Here is a 14,944-nt window from a genome sequence, read left to right on the forward strand (position 1 = left end):
CGGCAACGCACCGTTGAGCGCTGGGTTCACGATCGGGGGACGCCACAGGTCAGGGACGGCGGAGGGCGGAGCGGCGCTCGCGGCGCCGGCGGGCGGCGGCATGCGCCGTGCCCAGCAGCTCGCGGACCGCCTCCTCGGTGCGCGGCCCCGGGTTCACCACGGCGAGCCAGCCCGCGTCGCCGTAGACGGGATGCGCCCGCAGGACGTCCGCCGCGCTCGGGTCCCCTTCCTCTGCCCAGCGGGCGAAGGCGTCCTTCCCCGCGGCGATGTTCAACCGGAACGCACCGGGCCGGTCCAGCCGCGACGCCTCGTCGCCGGGGTAGTCCTTCGTCACGATCGTCGCGAACGGCTGGGTCGCCTCCGGGACGGCCCCGTCGGGCGCGTAGTAGAAGAAGACGTCCCCCCAGGCGATCTCCGGCGACCCGTCGCCGGACTGCGGCCGCAGGACCAGCACGCCTTCGAGCCCGCCGGCCAGTTCGGTGATCTCCTCGATGCTCATGTGCTCTAGCGTTCCATTCATGTGCTTGTGGAGACTTCGGCCTGGAAACCACGAGGCCGGGACGTGAGAAGTCGCAACTCGGCCTTGCGCACGGTCGACGTCGCGCGCCGCGCGGGATGCTCCGTCCAGCAGGTCCGCAACCTCGAACGCGACGGCGTGCTGCCCCCGGCGGAGCGCACCGCGTCGGGCTACAGGCTCTACACCGAGACCCACGTCCAGGCCGCCGTGGCCTACCGCGCCCTCGCCGCCGGCACCGGTCCCGTCGAAGCCAAGAGGATCATGCGCGCCGCGCACGCGTCGCCCGGTTCCGGCCTGCTCGCGCTGCTGGACGCCGCGCACGCCCGCCTCGCCGCCGAGCGCCGCGACCTCGCCCTGGCCAGGCGGGCCGCCGAGGCGATCGGCGCCGAGCCGATCGAGGACGTCCGGCCGTCCGACGCGATGACCGTCTCCGAGCTCGCCGCCGCCCTCGGCGTCCGCCCCTCGACCCTGCGGCACTGGGACGCGGAGGGCCTCGTCGTGCCCGGGCGGACGGGCCCGCGCGGCGCCCGCAGGTACGCGCCCGCAGACGTCCGGGACGCCCGGATCGTCCACCAGCTCCGCCTGGCCGGCCACCGCATCGCCCCGCTCCGCGCCCTGATGCCCGACCTCCGCAGCACCCGCCGCTGGGACGAGGTCCGGACGGCTCTGGCCGCGCGGGACGCGAGCATCAACGCCCGCTCACGGTCCCTCCTGGAAGCCGCCGCCGCCCTCGCCGTCCTGCTTCCGGCATCGTCCGCCGCACCGGTGACGGCCGCGCCGTAGGGTCCCCGCTATGGAGAGAGTGCTCGTCGGGGGGATCACCGGGTCGGGGAAGACGACCATGGCGACGCGGATCGGCGCGCGTCTCGGCCTGCCGCGCCACGAGCTGGACGCCCTGCACCACGGCCCGAACTGGCAGCCGCGGCAGGAGTTCAGGGCCGACGTCGAGCGCATCGCGGAGGCGCCGCGCTGGGTCACCGAGGACCAGTACCGCACCCTGCTCGGCGATCTCCTGACGTCGCGCGCGGACACCTACGTCTGGCTCGACCTTCCCCGCCGCACCGTCATGTTCCGGGTCCTTCGCAGGTCGGTGTACCGGACACTGACGGCCCGCAGGCTGTGGAACGGCAACCGCGAGACGTTCCGCAACTGGTTCGACGCCACGCATCCGGCCCGCTGGGCCTGGACGCAGCACGCGGCGCGGCGCGAGCGGATCCAGGGCACGCTGCGCGACAACCCGCACCTGACGGTCGTGCACCTCACCTCGGCCCGCGCCGCCCGGGCCTGGTCGCGCTCGCTGGAGGCCGATGGCGCGCGTGCGTTCGAGGCGTAGACGAGCAGGTCGGCGAGCGAGCGGTTGGTGCCGGCCCGGCCGCGTCGCGGCCGGGCCGGAGTGCGTTACGCGAACGCCGCGTGGGCGGCGGACAGGACGGTCTTGCCGTCGACCGAGGCTTCGAACGCCGTCCCGTCGCCGCTCTTCCATGCCTCGACGGCGAGCTTGTCGCCGGGGAAGACCGGGGAGGCGAAGCGCGCTTCGAGTTCCCGCAGGTCGGCGGGGTGCGCACCGACCGCGGCGGCCAGCGGCAGGGTCACCGCGGCCAGGGTGCACAGGCCGTGCATGAACGGCCGCGGCATGCCCGCCGCCTCGGCCGCGGCCGGGTCGATGTGCATGTGGTGGCGGTCGCCGAGCAGCCGGTAGAGCGCCGCCTGGTCCGGACCTGTCTGGAGGGGCAGCGTCAGGTCCGGCACCGAGGACGGGCGGGGCCGCGCGGACGGGCCGCGCTCGCCGCCGAAGCCGCCGCACCCGGGGGCGAACAGCGACCAGGTCGCCTCGAAGTACGTGCTGGCCACGGTGACGTCGAAGACGGCGGCGCGGCCCTTGTCCCAGACGTCGGAGACGCGCGCCGACATCTCGATCTCGCCGGCGCGCGGGAGGGGCCGCAGGACGCGGAGCCGCTGCGTCCCGTGCACGGCGGTGCGGACGTCGAAGGCGCCGGCGGAGCCGAGGGCGTCCGGGGCCCACTGGGCGAGCGTCAGCGCGAACGTCGGCAGGACGCGCAGCCTCTCCTCGAAGACGAGGTCGAGGTCGGTGGCGTGCGCGCCGACGGCGAGCGCGTAGAGGATGGGGCGGGTCTCGTCGTAGGAGACGGTGCGGGTGCCGAGGTGGCGGCCCTTCCATTCGCTCACTGGTCGGCTCCGAGGATCAGGCCGCTGGTCGGGACGCCGGTTCCGGCGGTGACCAGGACGTTGTGGACGTCGCCGGGCTGGTTCGCGGAGGTGCCGCGCAGCAGCCGGACGGCCTCGGCGATGCCGTTCATGCCGTGGATGTAGGCCTCGCCGAGCTGGCCGCCGTGCGTGTTGAACGGGAGGCGGCCGTCCAGCGCGAGGTTGCCGTCGGCGATGAAGTCCTTGGCCTCGCCCTTGGCGCAGAACCCGAGCTCCTCGAGCTGCGGCAGGACGAGCGGCGTGAAGTGGTCGTAGAGGATCGCGGCCTGGATGTCGGCGGGCGTCAGGCTCGACTGGGCGTAGAGCTGGCGTCCGACGAGCCCCATCTCCGGGATGCCGGAGATCTCGGACCGGTAGTAGCTCGTCATCATGTGCTGGTCGTTGCCCGAGCCCTGCGCGGCGCCCCAGATGAGGGCGGGGCGGTGCGGGAGGTCGCGGGCGCGCTGCGCGGAGACGATGACGAGCGCCTGGCCGCCGTCGCTCTCCTGGCAGCAGTCGAGGAGGTGGAGCGGTTCGGCGATCCAGCGGGACGCCTGGTGCTCTTCGAGGGTGATCGGCCGCCCGTGGAACCACGCCTTGGGGTTGGTGGCGGCGTGCGCGCGGTCGACGACGGCGACGCGGCCGAAGTCCTCGCTGGTCGCGCCGTACTCGTGCATGTAGCGGCGGGCGAACATGGCGACCCACTGCGCCGGGGTGGACAGCCCGAACGGGGTCATCCACGAGTAGGCGGCGCGGTCGGCGCTGACGTCCATCGGGCGGTTCGCCTGGCCGAGGCCGTAGCGTTCACCGGACCGCTCGTTGAAGGCGCGGTAGCAGACGACGACGTCGGCGACGCCGGTCGCGACGGCCATCGCGGCCTGCTGGACGGTGCCGCAGGCGGCGCCGCCGCCGTGCCCGATGCGGGAGAAGAACGTCAGCTCGCCGATGCCGAGGTTGCGCGCGATGTGGATCTCGCTGCTGGTGTCGGCGGTGAAGGTGACCATGCCGTCGACGTCGGACGGTTCGAGCCCGGCGTCGGTGACGGCGGCGAGGACGGCCTCGCAGGCGAGCTGCAGCTCGCTGCGGCCGGACTCCTTGGAGAACTCGGTGGCGCCGATGCCGGCGATGGCGGCGGCGCCCGGCAGCACGCTCACGCGGCACCTCCCGGAAGCTGGACGACGACGGTCCCGGTGACGTGCGGGCCGATCGCGTTGACGCCGCGGACGGCGATCTCGACGCGGTGGCCGTCGTCGTGCTTGGCGGAGACGGTGCCGGTGAGGACCATGGTGTCGCCCGGGTAGTTGGGGGCGCCGAGCCGGATCCTGATCGCCTTGACCCGGGCGGCGGGTCCCGCCCAGGAGGTGACGTACCGGTCGACGAGCCCGTTGGTGGTCAGGATGTTCATGAAGACGTCCTTGGAGCCGCGGTCCTCGGCGAGGGCCGGGTCGTGGTGGACGTCCTGGTAGTCGCGGCTCGCCAGCGCGGTCGCGACGATCATGGTGCGGGTCAGCGGGATGGGCAGCTCGGGGAGCTCCTCCCCGACGGCGACCTCATCGAAAGCGCGGCTCACAGGGCGGCGCCCAGGGCTTCGAGGTCGGCGGACGCGCCGCCGAGCATCCCGGAGATCTGCTTGCCCCACAGGAAGTGCCGGTGGACGGGGTAGTCGACGTCGACGCCGATGCCGCCGTGCAGGTGCTGGACGCGGTGGACGACGTTGAGGCCGCCCTCGTCCGACCACCACTTGGCGACCAGGACGGCGCTCTCGGCGTCCTCGCCCGCGGCGATCAGCGAGGCGGCGTGCCACACGCAGACGCGCAGCGCGTCGATCTCGATGTAGCAGTCGGCGAGCTGGTGCTGCGCGGCCTGGAAGGTGCCGAGCGGGCGGCCGAACTGCTCGCGCGTCGACAGGTAGCCGGCGGCCAGCCGCAGCGCGCCGTCGGCGACGCCGATCTGGACGGCGGCGAGCGCGACCCGCGCCAGCCGCAGCGCGGTGTCCAGCGACCCGGCGGGGAGCTGCTGCGCGGGCGCGCCGTCGAGGACGAGGGTGCCGGCCGCGTCGTGCGCGGTGGTGCCGACGTACTCCCAGCTCGTGCCGGTGACGCCGGTGCCGAGCAGGAACAGGCCGGGTCCGTCCGCGGTGCGTGCGGCGACGAGCATGAAGTCGGCGCCGTTGGCGTAGGGGACGGCGGCCTTGGTGCCGGTGAGGCGCCATCCGTCGCCGTCGCGAACGGCCTCGCAGTTCGGCCGCGCCGGGTCGGCGGGCGCGAACTCCTCCAGCGCGAGCGTCAGCCGGGCCGTCCCGTCGACGACGCCGGTCACCAGCAGGCCGGAGGTGTTGTGCGCGGCGAGGGTGAGCGCGGCGGCGAGCGAGGGCCACAGCGGGACGGGCGCGACGGCGCGGCCCTGCTCCTCCAGCAGCACGCACAGCGCCTCGGCGCCGAGGCCGGCGCCGCCCGCGTCCTCGGGCAGCGCGACGCCGAGCAGGCCGGCGGACGCCAGCTCCGTCCAGAGCGCCTGGTCGGTGCCGGTGCCGGACCGCTCGGCGGCGCGGATCCGGTCCTGCGTGGCGTGGTCGGTGAAGATCTGCCGGGCCAGGTCCCTGACCGCTTCCAGCTCCTCGCCAAGGGTGAAGTCCATCAGCGCTCCTTGTGTGCGGCCGGGCGGAAGACCGGCAGCGAGAGGTCAGGGTCGGGGTCGATCCAGTCGAGGACGACGGGCATGCCGACCTCGACGTCCGCGGGCTCGACGCCGGTCATGTTCGCGATCAGCCGGGTGCCCTCGGCCAGCTCGACCACCGCGACGACGAGCGGGTAGTCGAACGCGGGGTGCCGCGGGTGGTGGTTGACCGTGAAGGTGTAGACGTGGCCCTCGCCGGACGACTCGACGGTGTCCCAGGCGAACGAGCCGCACTGCGGGCAGCAGGGGCCGGGCGGGTGCCGCAGCGACTTGCAGTCGGCGCACCGCTGGATGACGAGCCGGTGCTCACGGGCCGCCTCGAACCAGAACGCGTTGTCCGGGTTGACCGCCGGCCGGGGCCGGAGAGCCTTCGGCTTCTCCGGCGCGGGCTTGTCGGCGGGACGGAAGCGGAGCGTCCGCCACCGCTGCGTCGCGACGACCTCGCCGGACGCGTCCCGGTACGTCTTCACCGTGCTGACGAACCGTCCGGCGCCGAGGCCGGTCTTCTTCTCCGGGGAGATCGACTCGACGTGCTCCTCGACGGACACGTGGTCGCCGGGGACGAGCTCCCGCTCGAACTCCAGCTCGGAGTCGGTCGCGACGACGGAGGTGTAGCCGCCCTCGCCGAGCAGCGCGACCAGCTCGTCGAACCCGCTCGGCTCGGTGGACGGGCGGACGGTCGCGGCGTAGCCCCGCATCGTCCACGCCTGGATCATCGACGCGGGCGCCACGACGCCGTCGCGCCCGGTGGCCTTCGCGGCGTCCTCGTCCAGGTAGACGGGGTTCGCGTCCTCCATCGCCTCGACCCAGTGCCGGATCATCGGCACGTTCACCGGGTCCTGGCCGGGGCGCCGCGCGACCAGCTCGCGGCCTACCCACGCCTGCAAACGGGCTTCGTAGTCGTCGCTCATCAGCGCTTCACCCGCGGCATCCCGAGCCCCTGGACGGCGACCATGTCGCGCAGCACCTCGTTGACGCCGCCGCCGAAGGTGTTGACGATGCCCTGCCGCGACAGCTGCTCGATCTGCCCGAACAGCACCGCGCCCGGCGACTCGGGACGGATCCGGCCCGCCGCGCCGAGGATCCCGGTGAGCGTCCGCTGCACGAAGATGTGCGTCTCGGTGCCGTAGGCCTTGGTGGCGCCGGCCTGGTCGCCGGCGAGCTCGCCCTCGTCCACGGCCATCGCCATCTTCCAGTTCATCAGCCGCATCGCCTCGAGCCGCGCGTAGGCGCGGGCCAGGTCGGCGCGCACCCACGGCAGGTCGATGACGCCGTTCTCGCGGGCCCAGTCCCGGACATCCTCCCACAGCCGGATCATCCGGCCGCCGAGCGCGGCGAGCCCGACCCGCTCGTGGTTGAGCTGCGTGGTGATGAGCCGCCAGCCGCCGTCGACCTCGCCGACGACCTCGGTCGCCGGGACGCGGATGCCGTTGTAGTACGTCGCGGTCACGACCATGCCGCCGACGGTCTGGATCGGGCTCCAGGAGAACCCGTCCGCGCCGGTCGGCACGACGAGGATCGAGATGCCCTTGTGCTTGGGCACGTCCGGGTTCGTGCGGGCGGCGAGCCAGACGTAGTCGGCGGTGTTGGCGCCGCTGGTGAACACCTTGTTGCCGTCGACCACGTACTGGTCGCCGTCCAGGACGGCCTTGGTGCGCAGCGAGGCCAGGTCGGTGCCGGCGTCGGGCTCGGAGTAGCCGATCGCGAAGACGATGTCGCCGGCGAGGATGCCGGGCAGGTACTTCTTCTTCTGCTCCTCGGTCCCGAACCTCATCAGGGTCGGGCCGACCGTGTTGACGGTGACGAACGGGAAGGGCAGGCCCGCGCGCTGCACCTCGTCGAAGAACACGTACTGCTCGGCCATCGACTTGCCCTGCCCGCCGTACTCGGTGGGCCAGCCGTAGCCGAGCCAGCCGTCCTGGCCGAGCATCTTGACGATCTCGCGGAAGGTGCCGCCGCCGACGCCCTCCTCACCGGCCCGGCGGCGGACGTCCGCGGGCAGCAGGCCCGCGAAGTACGCCCTCAGTTCCGCGCGCAATGCCTGGTGCGCTGCGGACTCACGCAGATCCATAAGAGCCCTCTCGGTCGGTCGGGTCGGTCGATCAGGTCGGACAGGTCGGTCGGGTCGGTCGGGTCAGGGGAGGAAGCGTTCGCGGCCGCTGGCGACGAACTCCTCGCGCAGCGCGGCCTTGTCCGCCTCGGTCATCGGCTCGTACCGTGGCGCACCGCGTCCGACCCACCGGTACACGGGGTCACTCGTACGCCAGCCTTCGAGCTGGAGCTGCTTCTTGCTGAGCTTGCCGGACCCGGTCGTCGGCAGCGCGTGCGAGACGCGGACGAACCGCGGCGCGCCCTTGGTGCCGAGGTCGTCCTGCGCGGCGAGGAACGCGGCGAGGTCCAGGTCGGCGAACTCCACGTCCGCGGGGATCTCGATCGCGGCCATCACCTGGTCGCCCGAGCGCGGGTCCGGGACGCCGAACGCGACCGCGTCCACGATCTTCGGGTGGCGGCGGACGACGCTCTGGGTGAGCAGCGCGGAGATGTTCTCGGAGTCGACGCGGATCCAGTCGCCGGAGCGTCCCGCGAAGTACAGGAAGCCGGCCTCGTCGATGTAGCCGAGGTCGCCCGTCCAGTACCAGCCGTGCCGGACGCGCTCGGCGTCGGCCTCCGGGTTCTTGTAGTAGCCCTCGAACTTCTCGGCGCCGTCGACGTCGACGATCTCGCCGACGGCCTCCTCCGGGTTCGTGACGCGGCCGAGGCCGTCGAGGACGGCGCGGGCGCACGTCGCGCGGGTCTCGGGGTTCACGATGCGGACGCCGCCGTGCATCGGGACGCCGAACGCGGTGGCCGGGGCGTCCGGCACCCGCTTGATCATCCCGGCGCCCTCGCTGGACCCGTAGCCCTCGACGAGCTGCGCGCCGAAGCGGCGCAGGAACTCGGCCTTGTCCTCGGGGGACGCCTCGGTGCCGAACCCGTGCGTGAGCGTGTTGTCGCCGTCGTCGGCCTGCTCCGGCGTCGTGAGGATGTAGCCGATCGCCTTGCCGACGTAGGTGAAGAACGTCGCGCCGTAGAAGCGGACGTCCGGCAGGAACCCGGACGCGGAGAACTTCGGCGTCAGCACGACGCACGCGCCCACGGCCAGCGACGGCGCCCACAGCGCCATCAGCGCGTTCCCGTGGAACAGCGGCATCGGGCAGTAGCTGATGTCGTCGCGCTTCACGTCGTACTTCGCGCTGTTGTTGCGGCCCAGCTCGGCGAGCCGCCCCTGCGAGCAGCGCGCCGCCTTCGACGCCCCCGTCGTGCCGGAGGTGAACAGCAGCAGCATCTGCGTCTTCGGCGTGATCGCCGCGTCGCGCTCGGGCTCGCAGGCGTGCCGCTCGACCAGCGAGGCGTAGCCGGGGTCGTCGACCAGCAGGAAGCGGTCGCGCGGGACGCCGACGTCCAGGCCGTCCAGCAGCTGCGCGCCGGCCGCGTCCGTGATGATCAGCTGGAGGTCGGTGTGCCGGACCTCCTGCTCCAGGTACGCGCCGGTCCGGGTCGGGTTGATCCCGACGACGCTCGCGCCGCTCAGCGCCGCCGCGCCCAGCCACAGGACGTACTCGGGCACGTTGTCGAGCAGCACGCCGATGTGGAACGGTCCGTCCCGGCGCAGCTCCCGGGCGAGGGACGCGCGCGCCGCGCTCTCCCTGACGACCTCGTCCCACGTCCACGTCCGCTCGCGGCTGCGCAGCCCGGGGCGCTCGTCGCCGACCCGCGCCAGCAGCAGGTCCGCGATCGTCTCGTCACGCACTCGCACCCCAGGCAGGCTCGGTGGTCAGGCCCTCATAGGTGGCCGCCTTGACGGTGCGGTCGCGCGGCGTGATCGGCCCCGGCCCGGCCGGAGCGAACACGTCGCGGGGTTCGTTGGTCATCGAGTTCCCTGGGTGAGTCTTGGCGGGTCGCCGCGGGCCCGAGGTGGGTGGCCACTCGACGTTAATCAGCGGGATGCCCGGACGTTCCGGACATCCCGCTGACTGGGAGCGACAGCCGTGTCAGCGCGACTCGAGCGCCGCGGTGATCTGGTCGGTGTGGGACTGGGACTCCGCCAGCTGGCGGAGCAGCCACAGGCGCAGGACGCGGGTCACCGCGGACGCCAGGTACAGCGCGCCGCCGAGCACCGTGACCGCCAGGAACCCGATGGCGAGGGTCTGCAGCGACCCGACGTCGCGCATGTCGTCCTGCGTGAGCGAGATGTTGTAGGCGACGAACGCGCCGACCACCCCGACGACCATCGCGAGCGCGCCGGCGATGCGGAGCGCCCCGTCGAAGCGCGGGCCGTCGGCCTTCAGCTTCTGCTTGGCCACGTCGTCCTTGAACCGCTCGCGTCGTTCCTCGGTGAGCATCGTCAACCTCCCAGGTAGTCGCCGGCCATCCGGCCCTCGATCTCGGCGGGCGCGCCGGTCGCCACGACCCGCCCGTTCAGCATCAGCGCCGCGGTGTCGGCGATCGGCAGCACGGCGCGCGCGAACTGCTCGGCGACCAGCACCGACAGCCCCTCCTCGACCAGTTCGGCGACCGTGTCGTACATCCGCGTCACGATCATGGGCGCGAGGCCCATGGACAGCTCGTCGAGCAGCAGCACCGCGGGGTCGGTGCCGAGCGCCCGCGACAGCGCGAGCATCTGCTGCTCGCCGCCGGACATCGACCCGGCGAGCTGGTCGCGCCGCTTCCCGAGGATCGGGAACCGGCCGTACGCCTTCTCCTCCAGGTCGGCGAGCCGCGCGCCGGTGCCGGTCGCGGCCCACAGGTTCTCCCGGACGGTCAGGTTCGGGAACACGCCCCGGCCCTCCGGGATGGAGCAGACGCCGAGCTTCGCGGCGTCCTGCGCGGAGATGCCGTTCACCTTCCGCCCGGCGAACCGCAGTTCCCCGCCCGTGGCGGGGTGCAGGCCCGCGCAGACCCGCATGGCGGTGGACTTGCCGCCGCCGTTCGGGCCGAGCAACGCCAGCAGGGAGCCGGGCCTGAGCGCGAGGTCGACGCCGTGCAGCACCTCGATCGCCCCGTACCCGGCGCGGACGCCGGCCAGTTCCAGCAGCGGTACCACCTCGGCCTCAGCCGCCGTTCCGGTCATGAGACCGCCTCCTCGGTGCCGATGTAGGCGGCGATGACCTTCGGCGACTCGCGGACCTCCTGCGGCGTGCCGGACGCGATCAGCTCGCCGTAGTCCAGCACGTGGATCGTCGAGCACAGCCGCATGACCAGCGGCAGGTCGTGCTCGACGAGGCAGATCGCGAGGCCCTCACCGGCCAGGCCGGCGAGCATCTCCGCGAACGCCTCGGTCTCCCGCTCGGTCTGCCCGGACGCGGGCTCGTCGAGCAGCAGGACGCGCGGCGAGGTCATCAGCGCCCGCGCCACCTCGACGACGCGGGCCCGGCCGATCGGGATGTCCGACACGTCGCGGCCGGCGATGTCGGTCAGTCCCGTCCGTTCGAGGACCTTGTCGGTGGCCTCGTCCACGTCGAACCGCTTGCGGCCCGCGCTGCGCAGGACGTCGCCCGCGACGCGGACGTTGTCGCGCACCGACAGCGACAGGAACAGCTCCAGCCGCTGGAAGGTGCGCGCCATACCGCGGCGCGCGCGCTTGGCCGGGGACAGTCCGGTGATGTCGGCGCCGTCCAGCAGCACCTGCCCGGACGCGGGCTTCTGGAGCCCGGTGATGGTGTTGAACATCGTGGTCTTGCCGGCGCCGTTCGGGCCGATCAAGCCGGTGATCCGCCCTTCGTCCATGGTGAGGCCGACACCGTCCACCGCGGTGTTGCCGCCGAACCTGACGGTGATGTCCCGTGTCTCAAGCAGGGGCATTCGCTTCTCCCCTCAGGGCGGGCGCGGGACGGGCCGGGCGGTGCGCGGCCGGCAGCCCGAGCGCGCGGTCGAGCTTGCCGCGCAGCTCGTCGGTGTACGGCTCGTCCACGCCCGCCAGTTCCAGCGGCGTCTCGCGGGAGCCGCGCTCCTCCATGACCATCCGGCCGACGACCGGCAGCAGCATGACCACGCACAATGCGGCGATCGCGAACGTCCAGGCGCCGATCACACCGGTGACCGCCAGGACGTACAGCACCGCGCCCACCGCGCCGCCCCCGTACAGGACGGGCCTGGCGCCGCGCAGGCTCCGGTAGGAGTCGGCGATGTCGTGGACGAAGCCGCTCGGGTTGCGTCCGACGCCCATCCCGACCAGCGCGGTCATCACCAGGACGAGGTGGCCGAGCGCGGTGTAGACGTTCGCCATGCTCTCGTGGCCGAGGGCCAGGTCGTTGAACGTGGCGACCAGCACCGCGGACCCGACGCCCGCCATCAGCCCGCCGGCGAGCGCGCCGCTGATGTAGCCGATCCCGGCGACGACGACGAGCATCAGCAGGCCGAGGCTGCCGACGAAGGTGAAGTTCTCCTGCGCGACGGTGCCCGTCGCGGACGCCATCAGCACGCCGCCGAGGCCCGCGATCGCCGCGGAGATCATGAAGACGCTCAGCTTCAGCCGGACGAGGTTCTGCCCGAGCATCGCCGTCGCGGCCGGGCTGTCCTTCATCGCCGCGAGCCGCCGCCCGTACCCGCTGCTCCGCAGGGCCGCGAGCCCGATGCCGATCAGCGCGAACAGCACCGTCGCCGTCATCAGCGAGGACGTCCCGTCCCGCAGGTCGAGCGGGCCGATCCTCAGCGGCGGGACGACCAGCGACCCGCCCGGGAACAGGGTGAACTTGATCCCGAACAGCTTGTGCTCGGTGGTGTCGCGCAGCACCATGTTCGACAGGAACTCCCCGAACGCCAGCGTCGCGAGCGCCAGGTAGAGGCCGCGCAGCCGCAGCGCGGGCAGCGCGACGAGCCCGCCGACCAGCGCCGCCGCCACCACGGCCAGCAGGATCCCCTGCACGTTCAGCCGCGCGTCCAGGCCGGTGCCGTGCACGCCGAAGTGGAACGCCACGACGGTCGCGACCGCGCCGAACGACAGCGGCGCGAGGTTCAGCTCGCCCGCGTAGCCGGTGAGGACGGTCAGCGACAGCGCGATGATCGCGAACGTCATGCCGAGCGCGAACGTCGTGATCCCGGAGTCCGACAGCAGCAGGCTGTACAGGTACACGCCGGCGATCAGCACCGCGCCCCACACCGCCGCCGAGCGGACGGTCGGCGGCCGGTACCGCTCGCGGGTCCGGACGGCGGCGCCGCGCAGCCGGTCCTGCGGCAGCACCACCAGCACCACGAACAGGATGATCATCGGTAGCGAGACCCGCAGGTTGCCGGTGAACGTCCCGGCGGACGGCAGGTACGCCAGCACGTAGTTCGCCGCGAGACCGAGCACCATCGCCCCCGCGAACGTGCGGGGGATGCTGCGCAGCCGGCCGAACATCGCGGCCGCGAACGCGTCGATCACCAGCAGGGTCAGCTGGTCGGCGTCCAGCGCGCCGCCGCTGATCGGCACGATCAGCACCCCGGCCGTCACCGCGAGGGTGGAGCCGAGCGCCCACGACAGCATCGCGGCGCGCTCCGGGTCGTGCCCGTTCAACCGCAGCAGGTCCGGGTCGTCGACCGAGCCGCGCATCACCACGCCCGCGCGGGTGCGGGTGAACAGCACCCGCAGGCCGGCGGCGATGGCGACCGCCGCGGCCAGGCACACCAGCTCGTGGTAGCGGACCTCCACCCCGCCGACCGAGATCTTCGCTCCGGTGCCGAAGAACATGTCCACGGTGCGCGCCTCGTCGGGGTCCCACACCCACTGCGCGAGGTACACCGTGCCGAGCAGGACCGCCACCGTCACGATGATCTTCGTGACGTCCGCGGTGCCGCGCAGCCCCTTCATGATCACGGTGTGCAGGGCCGCGCCCATCGCCGGGCCCACCACCCCGATCACCGCGACCAGCGCCAGCCACGCCGGCCAGCCCCACTGCTGGAACTGCCAGTACAGGAACGTCCCGAACATCGCCTGCGCGCCGTGCGCGAAGTTGAAGATGCCCGAGGTGTTGTAGGTCAGCACCAGCCCCGACGCCGCGATGGAGTACACCGCGCCGAGCACCAGGCCGAGGATCGTGTAGGTCAGGAACGTCGTCATTGATTCACCGCCATGGTTCGCGCCTCCGGCGGAATCAGGAGGACTGGGGCTTGATCACGTCGCCGGTCAGGAACTTCGTCGACGTCCGGTCGCCGTTCAGCGAGGTGCCCCAGGTCTTCGGGTCGGTCTTGACGACGAAGTCGCCGCCGCACTCGAACTCGCCCACGTTCTTCGGGAAGACCTGCTCGAACTTCGTCCCGTTCAGCCGCACCATCAGCGCGCAGGACGCGGGCTTGTTGGCGCCCGGGTCGGTCGGCGCGTGCAGCCCGCCGCCCGTCCACTCGTGCACCTTCGACAGCTCGTTCACCATGCACTGGCGGGTCAGGTCCGACCCGCACGCCTTCGCCGACTGCGCCCACAGCAGGAACGCCGACGTCGCCTGCATGCCGAGCAGCGCGACCTTGCCGTGGTGGGCGTTGACGATGTCCATGTACTGCTTCACCGCGGGCACCTTGGCGGCGTTCTCGAACGGCTGGAAGATCATGCCGATGTTGATGTCGTTGCCGATGCCCGCCTTGTTCCACTCCGAGACGAGCGTGCTGTACCAGGTCGCCTCGAACAGGTACGTCGGCTTGATGCCGGCCCTGTCGTCGGCCTCCAGCAGGCCGAGTGCGGCCGGGGTCGGCGACCCGGACGTCCACAGGTTCTTCGCGCCGCACTTCTTGAGCTTCAGCGCGAACGGGGTGTAGCTGCTCTCACCGGCGTTGTTGGTCTTGACACCGCAGTCCAGCGGCGTGATGCCGATCTGCTTCATCGCGGCGGCGATCTTGCTGTTGCCGGTCTCCACCGCGGGCGAGGTCGTGTGCAGCAGGTCCGTCTTGCCCTTGAAGTCGGGGAACTGCTTCTCCGCGATCCGCAGCGCGCCGATGTTCATCATGTCCACCGGGTACGGGACGGCCTCGTACTTCATCGGCCCCATCGCCGCGTTCGGGCCCACGGTGTAGCCGGCGACCGTCGGCAGCTTGCAGCCGACCCGGTACTGCTCGGCCGCGTCGTCCATCGCGAAACCCTGCCCGACCAGCATGAAGTCCTGCTTGCATGCCTGCTGCACGACCTTCACGGACTGGGTGTAGGCGGCGTCGTACTGGTCGCCCTTGATCTTGCGCCCGTTGATGCCGCCCTGCTGGTTGCACCAGTCGATCATGGCGCTGACGGCGTCGCCCATCTCCTTGGACAGGCCCGGCGCCGAGGTGAACCCGCGGTCGTCGCCGAACCCGATCCGGATCTCGCTGTCGGTGACGCCCTGGTCCGTGGAGCCCTTCGCGTCGCCCTTGCCGCAGGGGGACGGCATCGTCCCGAACGACGTGGCGGACGCGGCGGCGCCTTCCGCGCCGCCGTCGCGCGTCCCGCCGCCGCCGGACGTCGCGTCCGTCCCGGACCGCGAGCTGGCGCAGGACGCCAGCAGCGTCACCGCGAGGGCGCCCGCTGCGAGGCGCCCGATCTTGTCGACCTTCATTCGGCCGTTCTCC

The 14,944-nt window shown here is 72.5% G+C and carries 16 protein-coding genes; 2 read left to right on the top strand and 14 right to left on the bottom strand.

Annotated elements, in window-relative coordinates:
• Positions 1-49: 49 nt before the first annotated feature.
• Complete coding sequence (locus tag J4709_RS14025) at positions 50-499, bottom strand: DUF6194 family protein (RefSeq protein WP_208240910.1); 450 nt, start codon at positions 497-499, stop codon at positions 50-52.
• A gap of 84 nt (positions 500-583) precedes the next feature.
• On the opposite strand from J4709_RS14025, the gene J4709_RS14030 reads away from it, so the two are divergent.
• The gene (locus tag J4709_RS14030; protein WP_232383450.1) at positions 584-1,300 is read left to right on the top strand and encodes a MerR family transcriptional regulator; all 717 of its coding nucleotides are present in this window, start codon (positions 584-586) and stop codon (positions 1,298-1,300) included.
• 10 nt (positions 1,301-1,310) lie between these two features.
• On the top strand, positions 1,311-1,850 hold the full coding sequence (locus J4709_RS53290; RefSeq protein WP_232383451.1) for a P-loop NTPase family protein: 540 nt from the start codon (positions 1,311-1,313) through the stop codon (positions 1,848-1,850).
• Between the two features lie 65 nt (positions 1,851-1,915).
• Here the strand turns inward: J4709_RS53290 and J4709_RS14040 are convergent, their stop codons facing one another.
• From J4709_RS14040 to J4709_RS14095, 13 genes are all read right to left on the bottom strand, one after another.
• Complete coding sequence (locus J4709_RS14040) at positions 1,916-2,704, bottom strand: MaoC/PaaZ C-terminal domain-containing protein (RefSeq protein WP_208240912.1); 789 nt, start codon at positions 2,702-2,704, stop codon at positions 1,916-1,918.
• Positions 2,701-3,876 carry a lipid-transfer protein gene (locus tag J4709_RS14045; RefSeq protein ID WP_208240913.1) on the bottom strand — a complete coding sequence of 392 codons (1,176 nt, stop codon included), beginning with the start codon at positions 3,874-3,876 and terminating at the stop codon, positions 2,701-2,703. Before J4709_RS14045 ends, J4709_RS14040 begins: the two co-directional genes overlap by 4 nt.
• Complete coding sequence (locus tag J4709_RS14050; protein WP_208240914.1) at positions 3,873-4,292, bottom strand: MaoC family dehydratase; 420 nt, start codon at positions 4,290-4,292, stop codon at positions 3,873-3,875. The genes J4709_RS14045 and J4709_RS14050 overlap by 4 nt, the downstream gene beginning before the upstream one ends.
• Complete coding sequence (locus J4709_RS14055) at positions 4,289-5,359, bottom strand: acyl-CoA dehydrogenase family protein (protein WP_208240915.1); 1,071 nt, start codon at positions 5,357-5,359, stop codon at positions 4,289-4,291. The genes J4709_RS14050 and J4709_RS14055 overlap by 4 nt, the downstream gene beginning before the upstream one ends.
• Entirely contained in the window at positions 5,359-6,309 is a 951-nt protein-coding gene (locus J4709_RS14060; protein ID WP_232383452.1) for a bifunctional MaoC family dehydratase N-terminal/OB-fold nucleic acid binding domain-containing protein, read from the bottom strand. The genes J4709_RS14055 and J4709_RS14060 overlap by 1 nt, the downstream gene beginning before the upstream one ends.
• Positions 6,309-7,469, bottom strand: a complete 1,161-nt coding sequence (locus tag J4709_RS14065) for an acyl-CoA dehydrogenase family protein (protein WP_208240916.1) — start codon at positions 7,467-7,469, stop codon at positions 6,309-6,311. Before J4709_RS14065 ends, J4709_RS14060 begins: the two co-directional genes overlap by 1 nt.
• Positions 7,470-7,532: 63 nt before the next feature.
• Entirely contained in the window at positions 7,533-9,194 is a 1,662-nt protein-coding gene (casI, locus tag J4709_RS14070; protein ID WP_307801230.1) for a steroid-22-oyl-CoA synthetase, read from the bottom strand.
• Positions 9,181-9,309 carry a hypothetical protein gene (locus tag J4709_RS54705; protein WP_269757184.1) on the bottom strand — a complete coding sequence of 43 codons (129 nt, stop codon included), beginning with the start codon at positions 9,307-9,309 and terminating at the stop codon, positions 9,181-9,183. The genes casI and J4709_RS54705 overlap by 14 nt, the downstream gene beginning before the upstream one ends.
• Positions 9,310-9,429: 120 nt before the next feature.
• On the bottom strand, positions 9,430-9,780 hold the full coding sequence (locus tag J4709_RS14075; RefSeq protein ID WP_208240917.1) for a hypothetical protein: 351 nt from the start codon (positions 9,778-9,780) through the stop codon (positions 9,430-9,432).
• 2 nt (positions 9,781-9,782) lie between these two features.
• Complete coding sequence (locus J4709_RS14080; RefSeq protein WP_208240918.1) at positions 9,783-10,508, bottom strand: ABC transporter ATP-binding protein; 726 nt, start codon at positions 10,506-10,508, stop codon at positions 9,783-9,785.
• Complete coding sequence (locus J4709_RS14085) at positions 10,505-11,239, bottom strand: ABC transporter ATP-binding protein (RefSeq protein WP_208240919.1); 735 nt, start codon at positions 11,237-11,239, stop codon at positions 10,505-10,507. Before J4709_RS14085 ends, J4709_RS14080 begins: the two co-directional genes overlap by 4 nt.
• Positions 11,226-13,475, bottom strand: a complete 2,250-nt coding sequence (locus J4709_RS14090; protein ID WP_208240920.1) for a branched-chain amino acid ABC transporter permease — start codon at positions 13,473-13,475, stop codon at positions 11,226-11,228. Before J4709_RS14090 ends, J4709_RS14085 begins: the two co-directional genes overlap by 14 nt.
• Before the next feature lie 34 nt (positions 13,476-13,509).
• Positions 13,510-14,931 (bottom strand): ABC transporter substrate-binding protein, encoded by a 1,422-nt coding sequence (locus J4709_RS14095; protein WP_208240921.1) that lies wholly within the window; start codon positions 14,929-14,931, stop codon positions 13,510-13,512.
• Between the last annotated feature and the right edge of the window lie 13 nt (positions 14,932-14,944).

This window comes from Actinomadura violacea, from assembly GCF_017573465.1.
In the GTDB taxonomy this organism is placed as follows: domain Bacteria; phylum Actinomycetota; class Actinomycetes; order Streptosporangiales; family Streptosporangiaceae; genus Spirillospora; species Spirillospora violacea.

What these genes read in the sequence shown, in the direction of transcription:
- J4709_RS54705 (WP_269757184.1), bottom strand. Translation starts at nt 9,309, where the DNA reads ATGACCAACGAACCCCGCGACGTGTTCGCTCCGGCCGGGCCGGGGCCG.
- J4709_RS53290 (WP_232383451.1), top strand. Translation starts at nt 1,311, where the DNA reads ATGGAGAGAGTGCTCGTCGGGGGGATCACCGGGTCGGGGAAGACGACC.
- J4709_RS14065 (WP_208240916.1), bottom strand. Translation starts at nt 7,469, where the DNA reads ATGGATCTGCGTGAGTCCGCAGCGCACCAGGCATTGCGCGCGGAACTG.
- J4709_RS14060 (WP_232383452.1), bottom strand. Translation starts at nt 6,309, where the DNA reads ATGAGCGACGACTACGAAGCCCGTTTGCAGGCGTGGGTAGGCCGCGAG.
- J4709_RS14090 (WP_208240920.1), bottom strand. Translation starts at nt 13,475, where the DNA reads ATGACGACGTTCCTGACCTACACGATCCTCGGCCTGGTGCTCGGCGCG.
- J4709_RS14080 (WP_208240918.1), bottom strand. Translation starts at nt 10,508, where the DNA reads ATGACCGGAACGGCGGCTGAGGCCGAGGTGGTACCGCTGCTGGAACTG.
- J4709_RS14025 (WP_208240910.1), bottom strand. Translation starts at nt 499, where the DNA reads ATGAGCATCGAGGAGATCACCGAACTGGCCGGCGGGCTCGAAGGCGTG.
- J4709_RS14075 (WP_208240917.1), bottom strand. Translation starts at nt 9,780, where the DNA reads ATGCTCACCGAGGAACGACGCGAGCGGTTCAAGGACGACGTGGCCAAG.
- J4709_RS14055 (WP_208240915.1), bottom strand. Translation starts at nt 5,359, where the DNA reads ATGGACTTCACCCTTGGCGAGGAGCTGGAAGCGGTCAGGGACCTGGCC.
- J4709_RS14095 (WP_208240921.1), bottom strand. Translation starts at nt 14,931, where the DNA reads ATGAAGGTCGACAAGATCGGGCGCCTCGCAGCGGGCGCCCTCGCGGTG.
- J4709_RS14085 (WP_208240919.1), bottom strand. Translation starts at nt 11,239, where the DNA reads ATGCCCCTGCTTGAGACACGGGACATCACCGTCAGGTTCGGCGGCAAC.